A 23,584-nucleotide genomic window follows, 5' to 3' on the forward strand; every position below is an offset into this window, starting at 1 on the left:
TGGTTGCACTGGCCGGAGCGCTCGGTGGCTTCCATGTCGCGCAGCAGCGCGTTCATTTCCGGCAGCGTCAGCTGGCGGTTGGCGCGCACCGCGCCGTGGCAGGCCATGGTGGCGAGCAGCTCGTTGCGGCGCTCGGTCAGCACCTGGCTGAGGCCGAACTCGCGCACATCCTTCAGCACCGCGCGCGCCAGGTCCACCGGGTTGCCGTCCTTCAGCCACACCGGCACGCCGCGCACCGCGATCTGGGTGGGGGACAGCGGCGCCAGTTCCATGCCCAGCCGCTTCATGTCCTCGCCGTGCTCGTGGGCGGTGGCCACTTCCATGCGGTCGGCGGCGAAGGACACCGGCAGCAGCAAGGGCTGCATCGGGATGGTGTCGGCCTCCAGCGCGGTCTTCAGCTGCTCGTAGACGATGCGTTCATGGGCGGCGTGCATGTCCACCAGGATCAGCCCGTCTTCGCACTGGCTGAGGATGTAGACGCCGTGCAGCTGCGCCAGCGCGAAGCCCAGCGGCGGAATGCCGTCCGCGCTTTGCGGCAGCGCGGCGACGCGCTGCGGCGGCAGGCTGTATTCCACCGGCGCCGGCGCCGGCGCGGCGCTGTGGGCGCGTTCTTCCTCGCGCAGGCCGCCGAACAGCTTGTCGTAAATGCCGGTGGCCTCCCTGGCCACGTGCAGCGGCATCGCCTGCTGCTGGTAGCGGAAGGCGGGCTGGGACGTAGCCTGGCCGGAGGAGGGCGCGGCGGAGCGGTTGAACGGCTTGTCGAACAAGGGCGCCGATTCGCCCTGGGCCAGCGCCGGGTTGTCCGGCGTTGCGCTGTCCGCGTCGGCGATCTGAACGGTGGGCGCGGCGCCGGCGGTGGTGCTGGCCAAGGCCTTGTGCACGCTGTGGAACAGGAATTGGTGGATGGCCTGCGATTCGCGGAAGCGCACCTCGATCTTGGTCGGGTGCACATTGACGTCGACGCCGGACGGCTCCATGGTCAGGAACAGCGCGTAAGCCGGGTGGCGATCGTGGTGCAGCACGTCGCGATAGGCTTGGCGCAGCGCGTGCAGCGCGGTCTTGTCGCGCACGAAGCGGCCGTTGACGTAGAAGTACTGGGCGTCGCGGCTGGCCTTGGAGTAAGTGGGGGAGGCGACGAAGCCGCTGAGCGTCAGCGGGCCGGCGGCGGTGTCGATCTCGATGGCGGCGGCGACGAAGTCCTTGCCCAGCATCGCGGCCACGCGCTCGGCCAGGCTTTGCGCCGGCAGGCGCCAGATCACCTTGCCGTTGTGGCGCAACATGAATTCCACATGCGGATGCGCCAGCGCGATGCGCTCGAAAACGGCTTCGCAGTGCGCGTATTCGGTGTTCTCGCTTTTCAGGAATTTGCGCCGCGCCGGGGTGTTGAAATAGATGTCCACCACTTCGACGCTGGTGCCGGGCGCGTGGGCGGCCGGCTCCACCGGGTGCAGCGAGCCGTCGATGGCGATGACTTGATGGGCGTGCTCGGCGTCCGGCGGTCGGCTGACCAGGGTCAGCCGCGACACCGAGGCGATGCTGGCGAGACCCTCGCCGCGGAAGCCCAGCGTGGCGACGTTTTCCAGGTCGTCCAGCGAGGCGATCTTGCTGGTGGCGTGGCGGTCCAGCGCCAGCGCCAGGTCTTCCGCCGCGATGCCGCCGCCGTTGTCGGTGACGCGCAGCAGCTTGATGCCGCCCTGGGCCAGGTCCACCGTGATCTTGGACGCGCCGGCGTCCAGGCTGTTTTCCAGTATTTCCTTGAGCGCGGAGGCGGGGCGCTCCACCACTTCGCCGGCGGCGATCTGGTTGACGAGGTGGTCGGGCAGGCGTTGGATGCGTGTCATGGGCGGCATTGGGGCGTGATGTCAAAGCAAAAGGCCGCGCGAAGAGTCTGTCAATGTCTGCTGCGCGTCGGCGATACGGCGTTGAAAACGTCTTCAGAATGCTCATGTACTGTCTGTACACTCCGCTTCTTCAGCCGTTTTCGCCTTGTCTCACCTTAGCTCGCGAGACTTTGAACAGGTCTTGGGCGGCCTTGTCGATTCTACTACGGATCAGCCGCGGGCGGCCGCGCGCTTGTGGCGCCAGATCTCGATCAGTCCCGGCAGGAAGGAGACCAGGATGATGCCGAAGATCAGCAGTTCCAGGTTCTTGCGCACGAAGGGCAGGTTGCCGAAGAAATAACCAGCGTAGGTGAAGCCGACCACCCAGGCGATGGCGCCGACCACGTTGTAGCGCAGGAATTGCGGGTAGTGCATCTTGCCGATGCCGGCGACGAAGGGCGCGAAGGTGCGCACGATGGGCACGAAGCGGGCGAAGATGATGGTCTTGCCGCCGTGGCGCTCATAGAAGGCGTGGGTGCGGTCCAGGTATTGCGGCTTCAGGATGCGTGGGAATTTCTCGAACAGCTTCATGCCGACATTGCGGCCGATGGCGTAATTGGTCGCGTCGCCAAGGATGGCGGCGACGATGAGGAGCAGCACCAGCATATGCGGATTCATCTGGCCCATGGCCGCCAGCGCGCCGGCGACGAAGAGCAGCGAATCGCCGGGCAGGAAGGGCGTGACCACCAGTCCGGTTTCGCAGAACACGATCAGGAACAGGATGGCGTAGATCCAGGGGCCGTAGGCGGCCACCAGCTGGGACAGATGGGTGTCGATGTGCAGGATGAAGTCGATCAGGAAAGTGATGGCTTCCATGGTGTCGTTGCGCTCGGTCTGGGGGTGCTTGGGTTGAAAGTAGTACTGGCCGGACAAGCCGGCCAGCGTTTGGAGAAGTGATCAGACGACCGCTTCTTCTTTTGGTTTCACCGGCTTGATCATATGTTCGCGCTTCACGCCCAGCCACAGGGCGATCGGGCTGGCGACCAGCACCGAGGAGTAAATGCCGAACACGATGCCTATGGTCAGCGCCATCGCGAAGCCGTGCAGCGCCGGGCCGCCGAACAGCAGCATCGACACCACCATCATCTCGGTGGAGAAGTGGGTGATGATGGTGCGGCTCATCGTGGCGGTGATGGCGTTGTCGATGACTTCGGCGACGCTGTGGCCCTTCATGCCCGGCTTGCGGAAGTTCTCGCGAATCCGGTCGAATACCACCACCGATTCGTTCACCGAGTAGCCCAGCACCGCCAGGATGCCGGCCAGCACGGTCAGCGAAAACTCCCAGCGGAAGAAGGCGAAGCAGCCCAGGATGATCACCACGTCGTGCATATTGGCGACGATGGCGGCGATGGCGAAGCGCCACTCGAAGCGAACCGCCAGATAGATCATGATGCCCAGGCACACCAGGATGGTGGCGGTCAGGCCGTGGGTCACCAATTCCTCGCCCACGCTGGGGCCGACGAAGTCGACCTTGCGCAGCTGTACTTGCGGATCGCCGGCCTTGAGCATGCCCATGACCTTGTCCGACAGCTGGGCGGAGGTCACGCCCGGCTTGTTGGGCAGGCGTATCATCACGTCGCGGCTGCTGCCCAGGCTCTGCACCGTGGATTCGCCCAGCTTCAGCGCGTCCACTTTCTCGCGGATGGCGCTCAAGTCGGCGGACTGCTGGTACTGCACTTCCAGCACGGTGCCACCGGTGAACTCGACGCTATAGTTCAGGCCGCGGGTGGCCAGGAAGAACACGGCCAGGATGAAGGTCACCAGCGAAATGGCGGTGGTGAGCCGGCCGTAGCTCATGAACGGGATGTCCCGTTTGATGCGGAAAAGCTCCATGTCCGGTCCTTATCCTTTGTTTTCCGGTTTCCACACCTGGCCGATGGCCAGCGTGGTCAGTTTGCGGCGGCGGCCGTACCACAGGTTGACCAGGCCGCGGGAAACCACCACCGCGGAGAACATCGAGGTCAGGATGCCCAGGCAGTGCACCACGGCGAAGCCGCGCACCGGGCCGGAACCGAAGATCAGCAGCGCGAGGCCGGCGATCAGCGTGGTGACGTTGGAGTCCAGAATGGTGTGCCAGGCATGGCTGTAACCGGCCTGGATCGCCGAATGCGGCGGCACGCCATTGCGCAGTTCCTCGCGGATGCGTTCGTTGATCAGCACGTTGGCGTCGATGGCCATGCCCAGCGCCAGCGCGATGGCGGCGATGCCGGGCAGGGTCAGCGTGGCCTGAATCATCGACAGCAGCGCCAGCAGCAGGAAGACGTTGATCGCCAGCGACAGCGCGGAGAACACGCCGAACACGCCGTAGTACAGGATCATGAACGCGGCGATGGCGGCAAAGCCCCACAGCGTGGAGTGGAAGCCTTTCTCGATGTTTTCCTGACCCAGGCTCGGGCCGACGGTGCGTTCTTCGACGATGTTCATCGGCGCGGCCAGCGAGCCGGCGCGCAACAGCAGCGCGGTGTCGTTGGCTTCGGCCGGGTTCATGCTGCCGGAGATCTGCACGCGGCCGCCGCCGATTTCGGAGCGGATCACCGGCGCGGTGACCACTTCGGCGCGGCCTTTTTCCACCAGCACCATCGCCATGCGCTTGCCGATGTTCTCGGCGGTCACTTGGCGGAAGATGGAGGCGCCGGCGGAGTCCAGATTGATGTGGACGGCGGGCGCGCCGTTTTCATCAAAGCCGGCCTGGGCGTCGTTGATATTGTCGCCGGTCAGCTCCACGTCCTTGCGCACCAGGATCTTCTGCACGCCGCGGGAGGAGGCTTCGTCCAGCAACTCGTAGCCGGCCGGCACATTGCCGGCCATCGCGTCGGCCATCTTGCTCGGGTCGTCTTCCACCATGCGCACTTCCAGCGTGGCGGTGCGGCCGATGATGTCCTTGGCGCGGGCGGTGTCCTGGATGCCGGGCAGCTGCACCACGATGCGGTTCGGGCCGTTCTGCTGGATGATGGGCTCGGAGGTGCCCAGCTCGTTGACGCGGTTGTGCAGCGTGGTGATGTTCTGCTTGACCGCGTCGCTCTGGATCTTGGTGATTTCTTCCGGTTTCAGGGTCAGCGTCAGCCGGTAGCTGCTGTCGTCGCTTTTCACGGTGAGCGAGGGCAGGGTGCGATACACCACGTCCTGAGCGGATTTCAGCGTGTCGGCGTCGCGCAGCTGCACTTCCAGCGCATTGCCGTTGCGCTTGATCGCGCCGTAGCGGACTTTCTTGTTCTTCAGCTCGCGGCGCAGGTCGCCGGCGTAGCGTTCCATCGTCTTGTCGGTGGCGGCCTTCATGTCCACTTCCAGCAGGAAGTGCACGCCGCCGCGCAGGTCGAGGCCGAGGAACATCGGATGCGCCTTCAGGCTGCTCAGCCAGGCGGGGGAGGCGGACAGCAGGTTCAGCGCGATGATGTAGTTATCGCCCAGCGCGTGCTGGATGGCGTCGCGCGCCTTCAACTGGGTGTCGGCGTCCTTGAAGCGGACTCGCAGGCTGGTGCCGTCCAGGAACAGGCCGTCGGGAGAGATGTTCTGCGCCTTCAGCGCCTCTTCCACGCGCGTCATCACGGCGGTGTCCACCGGAATGGATTGGCGCGAGCTGGAGACCTGGACCGCGGGAGTCTCGCCGTAGAAATTGGGTAGCGTGTAGATCGCGGAAAGGATCAAGGCCACCGCAATGACGAGGTATTTCCAAAGAGGGTAGCGGTTCATGTTTTAGTTCGGGAAAAGAAAATGAACCGGCCACCGGCAGCGGGCTGCGGTGGCCGTCGGCTGAATCCTTACAGCGACTTCAGCGTGCCTTTTTCCAGCTTGGCGGAAACCGAGCCGCGCTGAACGGTGATTTCGACGCCGTTGGCGATTTCCAGGGTCAGGAACTGTTCGCCGATCTTGGCCACGCGGCCGACAATGCCGCCCTGAGTGGCGACTTCATCGCCCTTCTGGATTTCCGACAGCATCTTTTGATGCTCTTTCATGCGCTTCTGCTGCGGGCGAACCATCAGGAACCAGAACAGCACGAAGATGGCGATCATCGGCAGGAAACCCATCAGATCGAAACCTCCTACTGCGGCGCCGGTGTTGGCGAAGGCGGGGCTGATAAAGGACATCAAACTACTCCCTTAGATATATTTGTTATGGCTGGTCTAAATAAACGGACCATTGTAGCCATGCTGGTCCGCTTTTTCCAATGCTTGCAACGGTCAGGCCTGTGACAGGCCGACCGTGCGGGTGGTTCCTCAGTTGACGCCGCGGGCGCGCTTGGCGGCGAACTCCAGGCGGAAGTCCTCGAAGCGGTCTTCCTCGATGGCGCGGCGCATCTGGCGCATCAACTCCTGGTAATAGTGCAGGTTGTGGATGGTGTTGAGGCGGGCGCCAAGGATTTCGCCGACGCGGTGCAGATGATGCAGATAGGCGCGGCTGAAATTGCGGCAGGCATAGCATTCGCACTCTTCGTCCAGCGGCTTCTTGTCGTCCTTGTAGCGCGCGTTCTTGATCTTGACGTCGCCCCACTGGGTGAAGATCCAGCCGTTGCGCGCATTGCGCGTCGGCATCACGCAGTCGAACATGTCCACGCCGTTCGCCACGCCATGCACCAGGTCCTCCGGCGTGCCCACGCCCATCAGATAATGCGGCTTTTCCGCCGGCAGCATGTCCTTCAGCTCGGTCAGCATCCGGTACATTTCCGGCTTGGGCTCGCCCACCGACAGGCCGCCGATGGCGATGCCGTCGAAGCCGACCTGCATCAGCCCTTCCAGCGATTCCTGGCGCAAATCGGTATAAAGGTTGCCTTGCACGATGCCGAACAGCGCGTTCGGGTTTTTCAGATCGTCGAAGGCGCGGCGCGAGCGTTCGGCCCAACGCAAGCTCATCTGCAGCGACTTCTGCGCGGTGGCGTGGTCCACCTGGCCCGGCGTGCATTCATCCAGCTGCATCACGATGTCGGAGTTGAGCACGGTCTGGATCTGCATCGAGATTTCCGGGCTCAGGAACAGCTTGTCGCCGTTGATCGGGCTTTGGAAGGTGCAGCCTTCCTCGGTCAGCTTGCGCATGTCGGACAGGCTGAACACTTGGAAGCCGCCGGAATCGGTGAGGATGGGCTTGTCCCAGCCGATGAACTCGTGCAAGCCGCCGAACTGCTCGACGATTTCCAGGCCCGGGCGCAGCCACAGGTGGAAAGTGTTGCCCAGAATGATCTGGGCGCCGATGTCGTTCAGCTCGACCGGGCTCATCGCCTTGACCGAGCCGTAAGTGCCCACCGGCTGGAACACCGGCGTCTCCACGGTGCCGTGGTTCAACTCCAGCGTGCCGCGCCGCGCGCCGCCGGAGGTTTTGTGTACGGTAAACTTCAGCATGATTCGGGGATTGCTCTGGTATGTTTGTTTAGCAAAATCAGCCGGCTAGTATACCGTAAGCCGCGCCGGCTGGGGTTTTGTCGCGGTTTTGCTTGTAACGGGGATGAAAAAAATGCTTGCCAAGAGGGATGGGCTTGTTTAGTATTCGCAACTCGACGACAGGCACGTAGCTCAGCTGGTTAGAGCACCACCTTGACATGGTGGGGGTCGTTGGTTCGAGTCCAATCGTGCCTACCAAAATTCAAACGCATGGAGCGTTACAAGTGTACAACTTGCGAACTACCACAACCCGAAATTCTCACGCTAGCTGAGCCTTGCGGGTTGTTCCATGCGAAAAAAGTGCGGCTCAGGCCGCACTTTTTTTTTATCCTTCGCTTTCTAAAAATTTCTCTCTCGCCTTGTTGGAGTTGACATGCCAGACATTCGCTTGCCGGACGGCTCGATCCGTTCGTTCGATAAACCGGTGACGGTTCATGAAGTGGCTGCGTCCATCGGCGCCGGGCTGGCGCGCGCGGCGCTGGCCGGTCGCGTCGACGGCGCCTTGGTGGACACTTCCCACACCATCGCTCGCGATGCCGATCTGGCCATCATCACCGACAAGGACGCGGACGGCCTGTCCATCATCCGCCACTCCACCGCCCACTTGCTGGCGTACGCGGTGAAGGAGCTGTTCCCGGAAGCCCAGGTCACCATCGGGCCGGAAATCGAAAACGGCTTCTACTACGATTTTGCCTATAAGCGCCCGTTCACGCCGGAAGACCTGGCCGCCATCGAAAAGAAAATGGCCGAGCTGGCGAAGAAAGACATCCCGGTGGAGCGTTACGAGCTGCCGCGCGACGAGGCCATCGCCTACTTCAAGAGCATAGGCGAGGCCTATAAGGCCGAGATCATCGAGTCCATCCCGCAGGGCGAAGTGCTGAGCCTGTACCGCGAAGGCGAATTCACCGACCTGTGCCGCGGCCCGCACGTGCCGTCCACCGGCAAGCTCAAGGTGTTCAAGCTGATGAAGGTGGCCGGCGCTTACTGGCGCGGCGACAGCAAGAATGAAATGCTGCAGCGCGTCTACGGCACCGCCTGGGCCAAGAAGGAAGACCTGGACGCCTATCTCTATATGCTGGAAGAGGCGGAAAAGCGCGATCATCGCAAGCTGGGCGTGCAACTGGATCTGTTCCACCTGCAGGACGAGGCGCCGGGCATGGTGTTTTGGCATCCCAAGGGCTGGCAGCTGTGGCAGAGCGTCGAGCAATACATGCGCGACAAGCTGAACCGCGAAGGCTATAAGGAAATCCGCACCCCGATGATGATGGACGCCCATCTGTGGGAGCGTTCCGGTCACGCCGCCAACTATCGCGAAAACATGTTCATCACCGAATCGGAAAAGCGCGACTACGCGGTCAAGCCGATGAACTGCCCGGGCCATGTGCAAGTGTTCAACAGCGGCCTGCGTTCTTATCGCGACCTGCCGCTGCGCTATGCCGAATTCGGTTCCTGCCATCGCAACGAACCGTCCGGCGCGCTGCACGGCATCATGCGCGTGCGCGGCTTCGTGCAGGACGACGGCCACATCTTCTGTACCGAAGACCAGATCAACCAGGAGGCCAAGGACTTCCACCGCCTGGTGATGGAAGTGTACGAGCGCTTCGGTTTCGACAAGGTGGCGATCAAGCTGGCGCTGCGCCCGGAAAAACGCATCGGTGAAGAATCGACCTGGGACAAGGCCGAGGAAGGCATGCGCGAAGCGCTGCGCGCCTGCGGCGTGGAATGGGAAGAACTGCCGGGCGAGGGCGCGTTCTACGGTCCCAAGATCGAGTATCACATCAAGGACGCGCTGGGCCGCTCCTGGCAGTGCGGCACCCTGCAGCTGGACTTCATGCTGCCGGAGCGTCTGGACGCCGAATACGTGGCCGACGACAATAGCCGCAAACGGCCGGTGATGCTGCACCGCGCGGCGTTGGGTTCGCTGGAGCGCTTCCTTGGCATCCTGATCGAAAACCACGCCGGCGCCTTCCCCTTGTGGCTGGCTCCGGTGCAGATGGTGGTGATGAATATCACCGAAGCGCAGGCCGAATACGCGGCCAATGTGGCCGCCAAGCTGCGCGAACAAGGCTTCCGCGTTGATCTCGACTTGAGAAACGAGAAGATCGGCTATAAAATTCGCGAGCACAGCCTGCAAAAGTTGCCGTATCAGATCATCGTCGGCGACAAGGAGAAGGCTGGCGAGTTGGTTGCTGTACGCTCCCGCGGGGAAGACCTGGGGCAGCTTACGCTGGATGCGCTGATTGCGCGCCTCAAGGCTGAGATGCCTGGGGCCTGATTCCGGCGACGGCAGGCATTGAGTTTAGATTAATAGGAGATTTGGCTATAGCTCAGGAACGCGAAGCACGGATCAACGGCGAGATTACCGCCCGTGAAATCCGTCTGGTAGGTAAGGAAGGTGAGCAGATTGGTGTTGTCAGTCTGCGTGAGGCGATGGCTCTTGCCGAAGAGGGCGATGTGGATCTGGTGGAGATTTCCCCGACCGCGCAACCTCCGGTGTGCAAGCTGATGGACTACGGCAAGTACAAGTACGAGCAGTCCAAGAAGCGTCACGAAGCCAAGCAGAAGCAGAAACAGGTTCAGATCAAGGAAATCAAGTTCCGTCCGGGTACCGACGACGGCGACTACAACGTCAAGTTGCGCAACTTGACCCGATTCCTGGCTGACGGCGACAAGGCCAAGGTCACCCTGCGCTTCCGCGGTCGTGAGATGGCCCACCAGAACATCGGTTTGGAGTTGCTTAAGCGTGTCGAAGCCGATTTGTCCGAAATTGCGGTTGTTGAGCAGTTTCCCAAGCTTGAAGGCCGCCAGATGGTAATGATGATTGCGCCGAAGAAGAAATAATCGGTATAATCATCACCTTGACACGGCAGGGTTCGCTCTGCCGTGTTGATTTTGTAGGTCGGCAACGATCTGCCCAAAAGCGTGACGCGATGGTTTTTGAAGCGTTTCCAGCCTGGCTGGCAACCACCTCGCGTCTAATCTAATCAAAATTCAGCAGGAGCAGTCCATGCCGAAAATGAAGACCAAGTCGAGCGCGAAAAAGCGTCTCAAAGTACTGGGTGGTGGTGGTTTCAAGCGTGCACACGCCTTCAAGCGTCACATCCTGACCAAGAAGACCACCAAGAGCAAGCGCCAATTGCGCGGCACCTCCATGGTGGACGCAACCAATGTGGCCTCTGTTCGCGCCATGATGCCCTACGCTTAAGGAGACCTGAAATATGCCACGCGTAAAACGCGGTGTAACCGCACGTGCTCGTCACAAGAAAATCCTCGCACTGGCGAAAGGCTATCGCGGCCGCCGGAAGAACGTCTATCGCATCGCCAAACAGGCGGTGATGAAAGCCGGTCAATACGCCTACCGTGACCGTCGTCAGAAAAAGCGTCAGTTCCGTCAACTGTGGATCGCTCGTATCAACGCAGCCGCTCGCGAGAACGGCCTGCCGTACAGCAAATTCATGAATGGTCTGAAAAAAGCCTCCATCGAAATCGACCGCAAGGTCCTGGCCGACCTGGCCGTGTTCGACAAGCCGGCTTTTGCCCAGATCGTCGAAAAGGCGAAAGCAAGCCTCGCTGCTTAATCGCCCGGACGGATCAAAAGGGAGGCAATCTTGCCTCCCTTTTTTTTGATGCGGCCCGGCCGCAGGCATGATTCACCATCAAGATGGTTGGCCAGACTCGTCCGAGCCCTGGGCGCGTGTGGCCAGCTTTCTTTCGCATACGGTGTGGAACACGATGAACAACGTTGACGCGATTCTCCAATCCGGCCAGGCCGCGCTAGCGGCGGTGACCGATCTCATTGAACTGGAGCAGGTCAAGGCCCGCTATCTGGGCAAGAGCGGCGAGTTGACCGAACTCCTGAAACAGCTGGGCAAGCTGCCCGCCGAAGAGCGCAAGGCCGCCGGCGCCACCATCAATGTGGCCAAGCAGGCGTTCGAAGCCGCGCACAAGCAGCGCTTCGAGCAATTGAACGCCGCCAAGCTGGCAGCGCAACTGGCCGCCGAGGCGCTGGACGTGACCCTGCCGGGCCGCGGCAGCGTGGGCGGCGGATTGCATCCGGTGGCGCTGACGCTGGAACGCATCGCCGGCCTGTTCCGCACCATGGGCTTCGAAGTGGCGGACGGTCCGGAGATCGAAACCGATTTCTACAATTTCCAGGCGCTGAACATTCCGGAAAACCACCCCGCGCGCGCGATGGCCGACACCTTCTACGTGGAAGGCGGCGATGTGCTGCGCACCCATACCAGCCCGATCCAGGCGCGCTTCATGATGGACAATCAGCCGCCTATCAAGATCGTGGCTCCGGGCCGGGTATATCGCGTCGATTCCGACGCCACCCATTCGCCGATGTTCCATCAGATGGAAGGCCTGTGGGTGGAAGAGGGCGTGTCCTTCGCCGATCTCAAGGCGGTGGTCACCGACTTCCTGCGCCGCTTCTTCGAGCGCGACGACCTGCAAGTGCGCTTCCGTCCGTCCTTTTTCCCGTTCACCGAACCGTCGGCGGAAATCGACGTGCTGGGCGAGCGTGGCTGGCTGGAAGTGGGCGGCTGCGGCATGGTGCACCCCAATGTGTTGCGCAATGTCAACATCGACCCGGAGAAGTACACCGGCTTCGCCTTCGGCATCGGCCTCGATCGTTTCGCCATGCTGCGCTACGGCGTCAACGACCTGCGGCTGTTCTTCGAGAACGACCTCAACTTCCTGAGACAGTTCAACTGATCGCGTACGGAGCCGAATACTATGCAATTTTCCGAACAATGGCTGAGAAGCTGGGTTAATCCGTCGCTGAGCACCGACGAGCTGTCCTACCTGCTGACCATGGCGGGCCTGGAAGTGGAAGAAGTCAACGCCGCCGCGCCGGCCTTCAGCGGCGTGGTGGTGGCCGAAGTCAAGGAAGTGGCCAAGCACGAAAACGCCGACCGCCTGCGCGTGACCAAGGTGGACGTGGGCAGCGGCGAGCTGGTGCAGATCGTCTGCGGCGCGCCCAATGTCGCCGTCGGCCTGAAAGTGCCGTGCGCCTTGCCCTGCGCGGTGCTGCCCGGCGATTTCAAGATCAAGCCGACCAAGATGCGTGGCGTCGAATCCAACGGCATGCTGTGTTCCGGCAAGGAACTGGGCGTGCCGGACGACGCCGACGGCCTGCTGCTGCTGCCGGCCGATGCGCCGGTAGGGCAGAGCATCCGCGACTACCTGGGCCTGGACGATCAGCTGTTCACGCTGAAGATCACTCCCAACCGCGCCGATTGCCTGTCCATTCGCGGCATCGCGCGCGAAGTGGCGGCCTTGACCGGCGCCGAGCTCGCGCCGGTGGCCATTCCCGCCGTCGCGCCGCAGATCGACGACGCGCTGGCGGTGGCGATAGCGGCCACGCCGGCCTGCGGCCGCTACCTCGGCCGCGTGGTCAAAGGCGTCAATGCCGCCGCCGCCACGCCGGAATGGATGCGCCGCCGCCTGGAACGAGCCGGCCTGCGTTCGATTTCCGCCGTGGTCGACATCACCAATTACGTATTGTTGGAACAAGGTCAGCCCATGCACGCCTTCGACCTGGCCAAGCTGGACGGCGGTATCGCCGTGCGCATGGCCAAGGACGGCGAAGAGCTGCTGTGCCTGAACGAAAAAACCGTCAAGCTCAACGCCGGCCATATGGTGATCGCCGATCAGACCAAGGCGTTGGCGCTGGCCGGCATCATGGGCGGCGAACATAGCGGCGTGACCGTCGCCAGTAGCGATATCTTCCTGGAAAGCGCGTTCTTCGCGCCGGAAGCGATTGCCGGCAAGGCGCGCGAATTCGGCTTCGGCTCGGATTCCTCCTTCCGCTACGAGCGCGGCGTGGACTTCCAGCTACAGCGCGAAGCGATGGAGCGCGCAACCGGTCTGGTGCTGGAGATCTGCGGCGGTCAGCCCGGTCCTATCGTCGAGGAAACGGCGGAACTGCCGCGGCGCGGCGAAGTCAAGCTGCGCGTGTCGCGTTGCGCCAAGCTGCTGGGCGTGACGCTGAGCAGCGAACAGATCGGCGACATCCTGAGCCGTCTGGGTCTGACGCACAGCCTGGACGGCGATGTCTTCACCGTGGCGGCGCCGTCCTTCCGCTTCGATATCGCGATCGAGGAGGACTTGATCGAGGAAGTGGCACGAGTTTATGGTTACGACGCGATTCCGTCCGACGCGCCGCGTTCCGGCATGCGCATGTTGGCGCAGCGCGAAGAACTGCGTCCGCGCGATCAGATCCGCCACCTGCTGGCTGCCCGCGATTATCAGGAAATCGTCAGCTATGCTTTCGTGGACGAGGCCTGGGAACGCGATTTCGCCGCCAATGAGCAGCCGGTGCGCCTGATCAATCCGATCGCCTCGCAGATGAGCGTGATGCGCTCCACGCTGATCGGCGGCCTGGTCGACGTGCTGGTGGGCAATATCAACCGCAAGCAGCCGCGCGTGCGGGTGTTCGAAGTGGCGCGCGTGTTCAAGAAATCCGCCGACTGGTTCGATCAGCCGGAAAAAGTGGCCGGCCTGGCCTGGGGGCCGCGCCTGCCGGAGCAATGGGGCGTCAAGGCCGAGCGCGTCGATTTCTTCGATGCCAAGGCCGATGTCGAGGCGCTGCTGCATCCGCAGCAGGCCAGCTTCCTCAAGGCCGAACATCCGGCCTTCCATCCGGGGCGTTGCGCCGAAGTGCTGGTGAACGGCCTGGTGGTCGGCGTGATCGGCGAACTGCATCCCAAGTGGGCGCAGCAATACGATCTGCCCAGCGCGCCGGTGTTGTTCGAGCTGGACCTGGCCGTGGTGGAAGCGCGGCAGCCCATCAAGGCGCAGCCGGTCAGCAAGTTCCAGGCGGTGCGCCGCGATCTGGCGCTGGTGGTGGACGAGGCGGTGGAAACCGCCCAGTTACTGGCCTGCTTCGCCAAGCACAGCGTCGCCATCGTCAGCGAAGTGGCCTTGTTCGACGTTTATCGCGGCAAAGGCGTGGCGGAAGGCAAGAAGAGTCTGGCCTTCCGCGTGCTGTTGCAGGACAATAGCCGCACTCTGACCGACGAAGACGTGGAGCCGGCGCTAAGCGCCTTGCTTGACGGCGCCGCCGCCGAGTTGGGCGCTCAGCTGCGCTGAGTTTGAGCATGGAGCCCGGCGCTTGCGGCGGGCTCTGCAATGATTAGAATATTGATGTGTGAGAGGGTGACATGACTTTGACCAAGGCTGAGTTGGCCGACATGCTGTTTGACCAAGTGGGTCTGAACAAGCGGGAAGCCAAGGACATGGTTGAATCGTTTTTTGAGGAAATCCGTCTGGCGCTGGAATCCGGCGATTCCGTCAAGCTGTCCGGTTTCGGCAATTTCCAATTGCGCGACAAGCCGCAGCGCCCGGGCCGCAATCCCAAGACCGGGGAAGAGATTCCCATCACCGCGCGCCGTGTGGTAACGTTCCATGCTAGTCAGAAACTCAAGGGAATGGTCGAGCAATTCCATGCCAACAAGCAAGGCTGATCTGCCGTCGATACCGTCCAAGCGTTATTTCACCATCAGCGAAGTCAGCGAGCTCACCGGCGTCAAGCCGCATGTGCTGCGCTATTGGGAGCAGGAATTCTCCCAGCTGCGCCAGGTGAAGCGCCGTGGCAACCGCCGCTACTACCAGCACCATGAGGTTTTATTGGTCAGGCGTATTCGCGGGCTGTTATATGACGATGGTTTTACCATCCACGGCGCACGCCAGCGCCTGGGCGCGGACGGCGAGGAAGTGCGTCCGGTAACGGCCCAGGAGGTTAGGACCGAGCTGGAGGCAATTTTGGAATGGCTTGATTCAGGGCTTGGCAAAAATTAAAAAGCAGTTTAGAATACGTTTCTCTCGAGTCGGGGCGTAGCGCAGCCTGGTAGCGCACCTGCATGGGGTGCAGGGGGTCGGAAGTTCGAATCTTCTCGCCCCGACCACAGAATTCCAATAGAATCAAATATTTAAAGCTCTGCATTTGCAGGGCTTTTTTTATTTTCATCGGTCTTGCGGGACTTTTGCGGGGATTCCCCTTCAAATCGCCCCGCCTCCTTAAGTCCGTCCTCGCTTTCTTTTGGCCCGTTCATCCGCTTGTCTATCCGCAGCCGCGAACCATTTTCCTTGTCGCTTGCCGTAATCTAGCCGCGTGCGCGTCGCGCGCGGCGTAAGTTCGACAGAGAGGATGCCATGCTGCATGTTGTTGCCGTGATCACCGCCCAGCCGGGCCAGCGCGCCGCGGTATTGCGCGAGTTGAATGCCATCGTGCCTGAGGTGCGCCAGGAGGAGGGCTGCATCGAATACGGCCCGGCCCTGGATCATGAGGATTCGCCGCAGCCTTTCGGCGCGGACAGCCTGGTGGTGCTTGAAAAGTGGGAAAGCAAGGCGGCGCTGGACCAACATCTAGCCGCGCCGCCGCTGCGCGCCTTCATCGCCGCGACCGAGGGCATGGTGGCCAGCCTGGCCGTGCATGTGCTGAATCCGGCCTAGCCGGCGCTCGGCGCCTCAATCGGCAAGTTCTGCAATTCGCTGTTGAAAAAGCTGCGCTCGCCGCGGCGCAAGGAGGGCAGTTGCGCCTGCAGACGAGCGAGCGCGTCGGCGGCCTCCGGGCCGGCGCCTTGTTCGTGCAGCAGGAACCAGGCGGCCTCCAGCAATAGATTGGCCTGCTGCAAGGGTGTGAAGGCGGTATTGCCGGCCGCCTGCTCCTCCAGCGCCAAGGTCGCCGCCGAGGACCAGCGGCTGAAGCCCTTGGCTGGCGATAGCGAGGCGTGCAAGGGGCGCAAGGCCAGCACCACTTCGGGCAGCGCCAGCGGCTGTTGGGCGCGGAAGCTTGCCAGGCTGCGCGAGCGTTGCGGCGAGCAGTTGCCGCGCGCGATGCGCAGCATGAAGATAAGATTCCAGGCCGAGCCGCTGCCATAGCCGAAGCGGTCGCAAATCCACTCCGACAGGCCCAGCCAGCGCATTGCCTGCAGTTGCACCGCGTTTATCGCCTGCTCTCGTTCCGGGTCTATCAGCCGCTGTTGCCAGAACAGCCACATGCACCAGCCGATATTGGCGGCGACGTGTTGGGCGGCGTCGATGGAGTCCGCCTCGTAGGCCGCTTCCAGCGCGCCGTTCAACGCCCGCAGCGCGGCTGCGGCCTCGCCCTGACGGTAGGCCGGTTCGGCTTTGCCGGTAGCGGCATGCTTGTGCAGCAGCGCCAGCAGGTTCAGACATTCGAAACGCACGCGCGGGTTGTAACGGAACACCGGCTGCAATTCCGGCGCGGTCTGCAAATGCTCCAGCGCGGCGCGCGCGGCGCCGGTATCGCCCTGGGTATAGCGTTCCCAGGCCTTGACGATGCAGGCCATCGCGGCGAAGGTGGGCTGGGCGCTGTGAACGCTGCCGGCATCCAGGATGCGGTCCAGCCGTTTCAGCGCGCTGCGGCTGCCTTCCAGCTGCGCGCTGCGGCGCCAGGCGAGGCTTTCCTTCATCAGGGCCAACGCCTGCTGGAAATCGTCGCCGGCGCAGAGCCGTGCCGCATGGAAGGACTCCGCCACCTGGCGGCTGGGGCGGCGGCCGAAGCCATCATGCTCATCGCGGATCGCCTGCGCCATCTGCTGCCAGAAACCCATGTCCCGCATCAGATGAGACCAGCCGCCGGGCTGATCGGCACCGGTGGCCGACGGCCGGCGCAGGCCAAGGAAGTGTTCCAGCCAGTCGCGCTCCACCTCCGCGCCCTCGGCCAGCAGGCGCAGCCGTCGCGCGCCGTCGGCGCTCAGCCAGAACGGGCCGCGGCTGCGTCCGTTCCGCGCCAGCGTGGCGATGGGCTGCTCGCGCGCGGCGCCCCAGCCCACTTCCACGCCCCAGCGCGCGAAATCGGCGAAGGCGCGTGAAACCAGCATGCGGATATTGTCCTGGCCGGGGAAGCCGAGCCGCAGCGCCGCCGCCGGCAGCGTGCCGTCGCCATGGTGGTGGGCGTGCCAGAGCCGGGCCAGCAGCCACACGGACTGCGCGCGGGCCGGCTGGCCGTTCACGCGGCAGGGCGAGGACAGTTCGACGTCGATGTGGGCCGGGGCTTCGCTCATGGCGGCTGACCTTACCATAGTGTGTCGATGGTGCCCGGATAGAGCGCGATCTCGCAGCGCTCGAAGCGGGCCGCCAGCCGCTTGGCCTCGGCGCTGAAAAAGCAGGCCATGACTGCCTTGTCGAACCGGCTGCTGGCAAGCGGCGCCTCCGGCGTGCCTCCCAGTAGCACCGCGCCAGGCAGTTCCCGCCAGCCGCAGGCCTGGTAGAAACGGCGCAAGGGCCGGTCGCAAGTGAAGATGCCCAGGTCGGCGCCATTGGCCTGCATGGTTTCGCGCGCGCTGGCGGCCAGCAGACGGCCCAGGCCGCGGCTGCGGTCCTCGGGCTGGGTCACCATGCAGCTGATGCCGCTGGCGCGGAATTCCGCGTCGGCATGGCGCAGGGATTTGCTGAGGATGTCCAGCGCGGACAGCACCCGGCCGTTTTCCACCAGCAAAAGTGACAATGGCGATAGCGCCGGATCATGGATGGCTTGCAGGCCGGGCGTAGCGTCGCCGGGCCAGGCCAGCTGTTGCAGCGCCAGCACCTGGCCGCGCAGTTCGGCGGGCACTTCCGCTTCGGGGAAGATCAGAATCTCCATCGGCTGGCTCTCCTCGCAAGGGACGGGTATGGTCAACGCTATATGATAACAGCCGCCAACGCTGCGGGAGAGGGACAGACATGGCGGACATGATGACTGAGCCGCAAGCGGGCTGGGACGCAGAGAGCCGCGCGACGTGGGAGGTGGCGCGGCGTTATCACGAGTGTTGGCGCGCGCGCGACGCGGAGGCTGCGCTGGCCTTGTTTCATCCGGAAATCGAATACTGCGACTTCTATCGCAATCTGACGCTGGCTCACGCCGACTTGCCGGCCTACCTGGCCGAAAGCATGCCGCATGGCGGCAAGGAGAGCTTGCGCCACACCGATCGCATCCGCGTGGACGGCGACACCGCCTTCATTCAATACCGCTATGTGATCCGCCTGGCCTCCAGCGGCAAGCTGGTCGGCTTTCAAGGCGGCGAGGCGATCCAAGTGCGCGACGGGCTTATCGTCGCCGTGCACGAATACTGCACGCCGGTGCGTTTGAGCGGGGAACGGGCCGGTGATCGAATTGGCTTGAACCCGCAGCGGCTGGCGCGGCTATTGGCGGATTTGCAGGCTTATTTCGCCGAACAGCGGCCCTATCTGGATTGCGAGCTGAGCCTGGGCCAGGTGGCGCAGGCCACCGGCTACACTCGCAACCAGATCTCCCACGCGCTGAACCAGGCGCTGGGCCTGAGTTTCTATGCCTGGCTCAATCAGCAGCGCATCCGGCACCTGCTGGCGCTGCCGCGACAGCCGTCCGGCCCGCTGCAAATGGCCTTCGCCGTCGGCTTCAAGTCCGCCTCCACTTTCTACAAGGCCTTTCGTCTGGAAACCGGCACCACGCCGCAGCGCTACTTCTCCGCCGATTCCTAGCGGTCCCGCGCGCATGACGCGGCGCGCGCGCCGGCTTAGTCTGCTTGGGTTCGCCCCCTGAGCGGGGCGTTGCCAAGGAGAGCGCATGAGCGCCTTGTCTCAAGCCTGTTTGTGGCTGGACGCTGCACCGCCGGCGGCGCCGGCCAGGCCGCCGCTGCGGCAGTCGTCCAGCTGCGACGTGGCCATCATCGGCGGCGGCTACACCGGCCTGTGGACCGCCTATTACCTGAAGCGCGCGGCGCCGGAGCTGGACGTGGCGCTATTGGAGGCGCAGCGCTGCGGCGACGGCGCTTCCGGCCGCAACGGCGGCTGGCTGCTCGGCGGCCTGGCCCAGCAGGAGCGCCACTTGCTGAGCCTGCAAGGCGCGGCGCGCGAGCAGGCCAGGCGGAGCCTGTTCGGCATCGTCGACGAGGTGGCGGCGGTGCTGGCGCGAGAGCGCATCGACTGCGACTTCGCTCATGGCGGCGTGCTGTACGCGGCGGCGCGCTATCCGGAGCAGGCGGCGATGGGGCGCGACTGGTTGCGGCAATTGCGGCGGGCCGGCCATGGCGAAGCCGATTTCCGCTGGCTGGACGCGGCGAAGATGGCGGCGCAACTGGGTGTCAGCGGCGTCGGCGGCGGGATTTATTCGCCGCATTGCGCGGTGATAGACCCGGCGAAGCTGGCGTGGGGTCTGGCGCGGGCAGTGGCGGCGCTGGGCGTGCGCATCCACGAGGATAGCCCGGTCCGGCGCTGGTCGGCGGGCAAGCTCTACCTGGCCGATTGCGAGCTGAGCGCGCGGGTGGTGGTGCCGGCGCTGGAAGGCGCCGCCAGCCAGTTCTCGGCGCTGAGCCGCTGCCTGCTGCCGGTGCAAAGTTTGTTGCTGGCCACCGAGCCGCTGTCGGCGGCTCAATGGGATGAGATCGGTCTGGCGCGGCGGCAAGCGTTTGGCGATCTCAGCCGCATGGTGACTTACGGCCAGCGCAGCGCCGATGGCCGGCTGGTGTTCGGCGCGCGCGGCGGTTATCGCCTGGGCGGACGGGTGCAGTGGGATTTCGACCCCGACGCCGAAGCGTTCCGCTGGCGCGAGCGCCTGTTGCGCCGGCTGTTCCCGGCGCTGGGCGCGACGGCGGTGCAATACCGCTGGGGCGGCACCCTGGGCGTGGCGCGCGCGTTTACCCCCTATGTCCTGTACGACCGGCGCGCCGGCCTCGCCATGGCCGGCGGCTATGGCGGCGAAGGCGTGGGCGCGGCCAATCTGATGGGGCGCACGCTGGCGCAGTTGATCCTGGAGCGGCCGGACCCGTTGACCGCCATGCCCTGGGTATCGACCGAAGGCGGGCTGGAGCGGGTGCGGCGCTGGGCGCCGGAACCGATTCCCTGGCTGGGTTACCACCTGGTGCGCAGCGGCTACGCCCTGGAAGAGCGCTTGTGCGCCAGCGTCGGCGCGCCGGCCTGGAGCAAGCGCGGCGCGGCGCGGCTGGCGTCGGCGCTGGAAGCCCTGCTGGCCTAGCGGCTAACAAAAGTCAGTTTCACGGCTGAGCAAGGCGCGCCGACGCAACGCAGCATCAGGCGTTTTGTTAGCCGCTCTTAAAGGAGGGGAAGCGATGCGGAGAGCCATGATGATGAGCACGTGTCTGGCGATATGGGCGCTGGCCGCGCAGGCGGCGGAACAGAATGTGCTCAATGTCTACAACTGGAGCCATTACATAGGCCAGCGCACCTTGCAGCGCTTCGAGCGCGAAACTGGAATCAAGGTCCGCTACGATGTTTACGACAGCAATGAAATCCTGCAGGGCAAGTTGTTGACCGGCCGCAGCGGCTACGATGTGGTGGGACCGTCGATGAGCTTTCTGGGCAATCAGCTGGCGGCTGGCGCTTTTCAGCCGCTGGATAAATCCAAGCTGCCCAATTATCGCCAGCTGGATCCGGCGCTGCTGCGACGGCTGGCCGCCGCCGATCCCGGCAACCGCCACGCGGTGCCCTATCTATGGGGCACCTCCTCGGTGGCCATAGACGAAGACCGGGTGCGGCGGGCGCTGGGTGGTCAGCCGCTGCCGGCCGACGCGCTGGCGCTGCTGTTCGATCCCGCCTATGCGGCCAAGCTCAGCGGCTGCGGCATCGCCATGATGATCTCGCCCAGCCAGGTGGTGGTGCAGGCGCTGATCTATCTGGGCAAGGACCCGGCCTTGAACCGGCCGGAAGACTTGCCCGCCGTCGCCGGCCTGCTGCGCGCGGCGCGGCCGCATGTGCGGGTGTTCACTTCCGCGCCCATCAACGATTTGGTTAACGGCGAGGTCTGCGTGGCGATGATTTATTCCGGCGACGCCTACATCGCCGCGCGTCGCGCGAGCGAGGCCAAGAGCCGGCGCAAGATCCGCTACCTGCTGTCGTCCAAGGGGGCGGAGCTGTGGATGGACACCTTCGCCATCCCCAAGGACGCGCCGCATCCGGACAATGCGCATCGCTTCATCGATTTCATGATGAGGCCGGAAGTGATGGCGGAGATCAGCAACGAGCTGTTCTACCCCAATGCCTTGCCGGCGACGCGGCCGCTGCTGGAGCGCGCGCTGACGGCGGACCGCAACCTCTATCCGGACGCGGCGACGATGGCCAGGCTGCGCAGCCAGGGGCGGGTGCCGCCGGCGCTGCAACGTGAACGGGTGCGACTGTTCAATCAGTTCAAGAACAATAGTTATCGCTGAAGGCGTCCGGGCGCCGGGCCAGCAACTGGGAGGGTGTGCAGCCGAAGTCCTGGCGGAAGGCGGCGATGAAGGCGCTGGGGCTGTCGTAGCCGCAGCGCCAGGCCGCGACGCCGACCGGCTGTCCGGCGGACAGCAATTCCAGCGAGCTCAGCAGCCTTAGTCGCCGGCGCCAGGCCTGGAAACTGAGGCCGGTTTCCTGCGGGAACAGGCGGCTGAGATTGCGGCCGCTGAGGCCGGCCCATTGCGCCCAGGCGTCGCGCGAGCGCGCATCGTCTGGCGCTTGCGTCAGCGCGGCGGCGATGCGGCGCAGGCGCGGGTCGCTGGGCTGCGGCAGCGTCAGCCGCAGCGGCGGCGATTCCGCCACTTCCTCCAGCAAGATTTCCAGCAGCCTGTGCTCGCGGTCGCTTGGCGGCGCGGCGAAATCCAACGCGCGCCGCATGATGGCTGGCGCCAGCGCGTCGCAGGTCATGGCCAGCGCATCGGCCGGCAGCCGGGAGCAGGCCGCGGCGGAGAAGTGCAGGCTGAGGCCGTCGATAGGGCCGTGGCGCTGTGAGGCGTGGCGCAAGCCGGGCGGAATCCAGGCCAGGTGGCCCGGCGGCAGCCAGAGGCGGCCGTTGGCGGTGGCTATGCTCAACACGCCTTGGCGCAGCAGGCTGAGCTGGCCGCTGTCATGGCAGTGCCAGGCTTCGGGATCGGCATCGTCGTGGCGGATGCGGGCGGCGGAGAGCAACATGCTTTGGCCTATTTGAGATATTGATTGACATTATAGCGATAACGGGTCATGGCGGGACGCGGCGATACTGGCGGCACGCGGCGGCTGTTCCGGCGGCCGCGTTCTATCCATTGATACAGGAGTGACTATGTCGAACACCGCAATCGCCTTGGTGCGCGAATTATTCGAATGCGCATTGCTGCGCCCGGAGCTGGACGAAGCCAGGCTGGCGCAATTGGTGCATCCCGAATACCGTCAGCAGGCGGACGGGCGTAGCCTGGATTACGCTGATTTCGTCAAGCACCTGCGCCATCTGAAACAGGCGTGCGGCCGGGTGGGTCTTGAAATCCTGAGTTGGGCGGAGCAGGGCGAATGCGTGTTCACCCGCCATCTCGTCGCCGCCGACAAGCGGGATGGCAGCCAGGTGCGCATGCTGGTGATCGCCGAGTTCCGTGTGCGCGACGGCCGGGTGGTCGCCTGCGATGAACTGACGCATATGCTGGCCGGGACGGGGGAGGACAGGGATCTGGGCTCTCGGCACTGATGCGAGTTTGGCCGGCGTTCAAAGCCTGCTGCGCTTGGGCGGTTAGGGCGGGCAATAGTGGAGGTGCATGGGCGCGGGCAAAAAAAATGGACCCGGCGGGTCCATTTCCAGATGCGCGATTGAATCAGGCTTCGGGCACGTTCAGCGAATTGATGCTGAAGCCGGCGTCGACATAGGTGATTTCGCCGGTGATGCCGGAAGACAGATTGGACAGCAGGAAGGCGGCGGTATTGCCCACTTCCTCGGTGGTGACGTTGCGGCGCAGACAGGACTGGCCGGCGGCCATGGCCAGCAGCTTGGAGAAGCCGGAAATGCCGGCGGCGGCCAGGGTCTTGATCGGGCCGGCGGAAATGCCGTTGACGCGGATGCCGTCCTTGCCGAGGCTGGCGGCCATGAAGCGCACCGAGGCTTCCAGGCTGGCCTTGGCCAGGCCCATCACATTGTAGTTCGGGATCGCGCGCACCGCGCCCAGGTAGGACAGGGTCAGCAGCGCGGCGTTGCGGCCTTGCATCATCGGGCGCGCGGCCTTGGCCAGCGCCGGGAAGCTGTAGGCGGAAACTTCATGAGCGGTCTGGAATGCTTCGCGGCTCAGCGCGTCCAGGAAATCGCCTTCCAGCGATTCGCGCGGGGCGAAGGCGATGGCGTGCACCAGGCCGTCCAGGCCGTCCCATTCCTTGCCCAGATCGGCAAACAGTTTGTTGATTTCTTCGTCGCTTTGCACATCGCAGCGGAAAACCAGCTTGGAACCGAAGTCGGCGGCCATTTCACGCACGCGGTCTTCCAGCTTGTCCACCACATAGGTGAATGCCAGTTCCGCGCCCTCGCGATGACAGGCCTGGGCAATGCCGTAGGCGATGGAGCGGTTGGAGATCATGCCGGTGATCAGAATCTTTTTGCCTTGCAGAAAGCCCATTTGGCGTCCTTCT

Annotated in this window: 23 protein-coding genes and 2 tRNA genes; 15 read left to right on the forward strand and 10 right to left on the reverse strand. The window is 64.0% G+C overall.

What is annotated here, in order from left to right:
• The 6 genes from mutL to tgt all read right to left on the reverse strand — a co-directional run.
• The coding region (gene mutL / locus ACE3QM_RS15400) for a DNA mismatch repair endonuclease MutL (RefSeq protein ID WP_374423084.1) at positions 1–1,841 on the reverse strand (1,841 nt) is incomplete at its 3' end.
• A 210-nt stretch (positions 1,842–2,051) separates the two neighbouring features.
• Entirely contained in the window at positions 2,052–2,696 is a 645-nt protein-coding gene (locus ACE3QM_RS15405) for a DedA family protein (RefSeq protein ID WP_231462550.1), read from the reverse strand.
• Between the two features lie 81 nt (positions 2,697–2,777).
• The gene (secF, locus tag ACE3QM_RS15410) at positions 2,778–3,713 is read right to left on the reverse strand and encodes a protein translocase subunit SecF (RefSeq protein WP_231462528.1); all 936 of its coding nucleotides are present in this window, start codon (positions 3,711–3,713) and stop codon (positions 2,778–2,780) included.
• Positions 3,714–3,722: 9 nt separating this feature from the next.
• Entirely contained in the window at positions 3,723–5,570 is a 1,848-nt protein-coding gene (gene secD, locus ACE3QM_RS15415) for a protein translocase subunit SecD (protein ID WP_048407846.1), read from the reverse strand.
• A 68-nt stretch (positions 5,571–5,638) separates the two neighbouring features.
• The gene (gene yajC, locus ACE3QM_RS15420; RefSeq protein ID WP_043633815.1) at positions 5,639–5,965 is read right to left on the reverse strand and encodes a preprotein translocase subunit YajC; all 327 of its coding nucleotides are present in this window, start codon (positions 5,963–5,965) and stop codon (positions 5,639–5,641) included.
• Positions 5,966–6,094: 129 nt separating this feature from the next.
• On the reverse strand, positions 6,095–7,210 hold the full coding sequence (gene tgt / locus ACE3QM_RS15425; RefSeq protein ID WP_048407847.1) for a tRNA guanosine(34) transglycosylase Tgt: 1,116 nt from the start codon (positions 7,208–7,210) through the stop codon (positions 6,095–6,097).
• A gap of 160 nt (positions 7,211–7,370) precedes the next feature.
• Here tgt and ACE3QM_RS15430 point away from each other — a divergent pair.
• From ACE3QM_RS15430 to ACE3QM_RS15480, 11 genes are all read left to right on the forward strand, one after another.
• Positions 7,371–7,447 (forward strand) — tRNA-Val (locus ACE3QM_RS15430).
• 175 nt (positions 7,448–7,622) lie between these two features.
• Positions 7,623–9,524: a threonine--tRNA ligase gene (gene thrS, locus ACE3QM_RS15435; RefSeq protein ID WP_048407848.1), complete on the forward strand. Its 1,902-nt coding sequence runs from the start codon at positions 7,623–7,625 to the stop codon at positions 9,522–9,524.
• Positions 9,525–9,565: 41 nt separating this feature from the next.
• Positions 9,566–10,090, forward strand: coding sequence for a translation initiation factor IF-3 (infC, locus tag ACE3QM_RS15440; protein ID WP_081556240.1), 525 nt, complete (start codon positions 9,566–9,568; stop codon positions 10,088–10,090).
• A 166-nt stretch (positions 10,091–10,256) separates the two neighbouring features.
• The gene (rpmI, locus tag ACE3QM_RS15445) at positions 10,257–10,454 is read left to right on the forward strand and encodes a 50S ribosomal protein L35 (protein ID WP_048407849.1); all 198 of its coding nucleotides are present in this window, start codon (positions 10,257–10,259) and stop codon (positions 10,452–10,454) included.
• Between the two features lie 13 nt (positions 10,455–10,467).
• Positions 10,468–10,827 (forward strand): 50S ribosomal protein L20, encoded by a 360-nt coding sequence (rplT, locus tag ACE3QM_RS15450; protein ID WP_019103240.1) that lies wholly within the window; start codon positions 10,468–10,470, stop codon positions 10,825–10,827.
• A gap of 154 nt (positions 10,828–10,981) precedes the next feature.
• A complete protein-coding gene (gene pheS, locus ACE3QM_RS15455) occupies positions 10,982–11,965 on the forward strand; it encodes a phenylalanine--tRNA ligase subunit alpha (protein ID WP_374423091.1) in 984 nt (327 codons plus the stop codon).
• A gap of 21 nt (positions 11,966–11,986) precedes the next feature.
• Positions 11,987–14,344: a phenylalanine--tRNA ligase subunit beta gene (pheT, locus tag ACE3QM_RS15460; RefSeq protein ID WP_374423093.1), complete on the forward strand. Its 2,358-nt coding sequence runs from the start codon at positions 11,987–11,989 to the stop codon at positions 14,342–14,344.
• A 71-nt stretch (positions 14,345–14,415) separates the two neighbouring features.
• Entirely contained in the window at positions 14,416–14,718 is a 303-nt protein-coding gene (locus ACE3QM_RS15465) for an integration host factor subunit alpha (protein WP_048407852.1), read from the forward strand.
• Positions 14,699–15,052, forward strand: a complete 354-nt coding sequence (locus tag ACE3QM_RS15470; protein ID WP_374423095.1) for a MerR family transcriptional regulator — start codon at positions 14,699–14,701, stop codon at positions 15,050–15,052. Before ACE3QM_RS15465 ends, ACE3QM_RS15470 begins: the two co-directional genes overlap by 20 nt.
• A 30-nt stretch (positions 15,053–15,082) precedes the next feature.
• Positions 15,083–15,159 (forward strand) — tRNA-Pro (locus ACE3QM_RS15475).
• Positions 15,160–15,406: 247 nt separating this feature from the next.
• Complete coding sequence (locus ACE3QM_RS15480) at positions 15,407–15,706, forward strand: putative quinol monooxygenase (RefSeq protein ID WP_374423097.1); 300 nt, start codon at positions 15,407–15,409, stop codon at positions 15,704–15,706.
• Here the strand turns inward: ACE3QM_RS15480 and ACE3QM_RS15485 are convergent.
• Positions 15,703–17,283, reverse strand: coding sequence for a hypothetical protein (locus ACE3QM_RS15485; RefSeq protein ID WP_374423099.1), 1,581 nt, complete (start codon positions 17,281–17,283; stop codon positions 15,703–15,705). The genes ACE3QM_RS15480 and ACE3QM_RS15485 overlap by 4 nt on opposite strands.
• A gap of 11 nt (positions 17,284–17,294) precedes the next feature.
• Positions 17,295–17,861, reverse strand: coding sequence for a GNAT family N-acetyltransferase (locus ACE3QM_RS15490; RefSeq protein WP_374423101.1), 567 nt, complete (start codon positions 17,859–17,861; stop codon positions 17,295–17,297).
• A gap of 92 nt (positions 17,862–17,953) precedes the next feature.
• Here ACE3QM_RS15490 and ACE3QM_RS15495 point away from each other — a divergent pair, with 92 nt between their 5' ends.
• The 3 genes from ACE3QM_RS15495 (at position 17,954) to ACE3QM_RS15505 (ending at position 21,402) form a co-directional block, all read left to right on the forward strand.
• Positions 17,954–18,718, forward strand: a complete 765-nt coding sequence (locus tag ACE3QM_RS15495; protein ID WP_374423103.1) for a helix-turn-helix domain-containing protein — start codon at positions 17,954–17,956, stop codon at positions 18,716–18,718.
• A gap of 85 nt (positions 18,719–18,803) precedes the next feature.
• Complete coding sequence (locus tag ACE3QM_RS15500; RefSeq protein WP_374423106.1) at positions 18,804–20,210, forward strand: NAD(P)/FAD-dependent oxidoreductase; 1,407 nt, start codon at positions 18,804–18,806, stop codon at positions 20,208–20,210.
• 106 nt (positions 20,211–20,316) lie between these two features.
• Positions 20,317–21,402, forward strand: a complete 1,086-nt coding sequence (locus tag ACE3QM_RS15505) for a polyamine ABC transporter substrate-binding protein (RefSeq protein WP_374423108.1) — start codon at positions 20,317–20,319, stop codon at positions 21,400–21,402.
• On the opposite strand, the gene ACE3QM_RS15510 is transcribed toward ACE3QM_RS15505, so the two are convergent.
• Entirely contained in the window at positions 21,380–22,135 is a 756-nt protein-coding gene (locus ACE3QM_RS15510; protein WP_048407858.1) for an AraC family transcriptional regulator, read from the reverse strand. The genes ACE3QM_RS15505 and ACE3QM_RS15510 overlap by 23 nt on opposite strands.
• 127 nt (positions 22,136–22,262) lie before the next feature.
• On the opposite strand from ACE3QM_RS15510, the gene ACE3QM_RS15515 reads away from it, so the two are divergent.
• Positions 22,263–22,658, forward strand: coding sequence for a nuclear transport factor 2 family protein (locus ACE3QM_RS15515; RefSeq protein ID WP_374423110.1), 396 nt, complete (start codon positions 22,263–22,265; stop codon positions 22,656–22,658).
• Positions 22,659–22,782: 124 nt separating this feature from the next.
• Here the strand turns inward: ACE3QM_RS15515 and fabI are convergent, their stop codons facing one another.
• Positions 22,783–23,571: an enoyl-ACP reductase FabI gene (fabI, locus tag ACE3QM_RS15520; protein WP_374423112.1), complete on the reverse strand. Its 789-nt coding sequence runs from the start codon at positions 23,569–23,571 to the stop codon at positions 22,783–22,785.
• Between the last annotated feature and the right edge of the window lie 13 nt (positions 23,572–23,584).

It is taken from the genome of Chromobacterium sp. (genome assembly GCF_041912965.1).
GTDB classification, from domain to species: Bacteria; Pseudomonadota; Gammaproteobacteria; order Burkholderiales; family Chromobacteriaceae; genus Chromobacterium; species Chromobacterium aquaticum.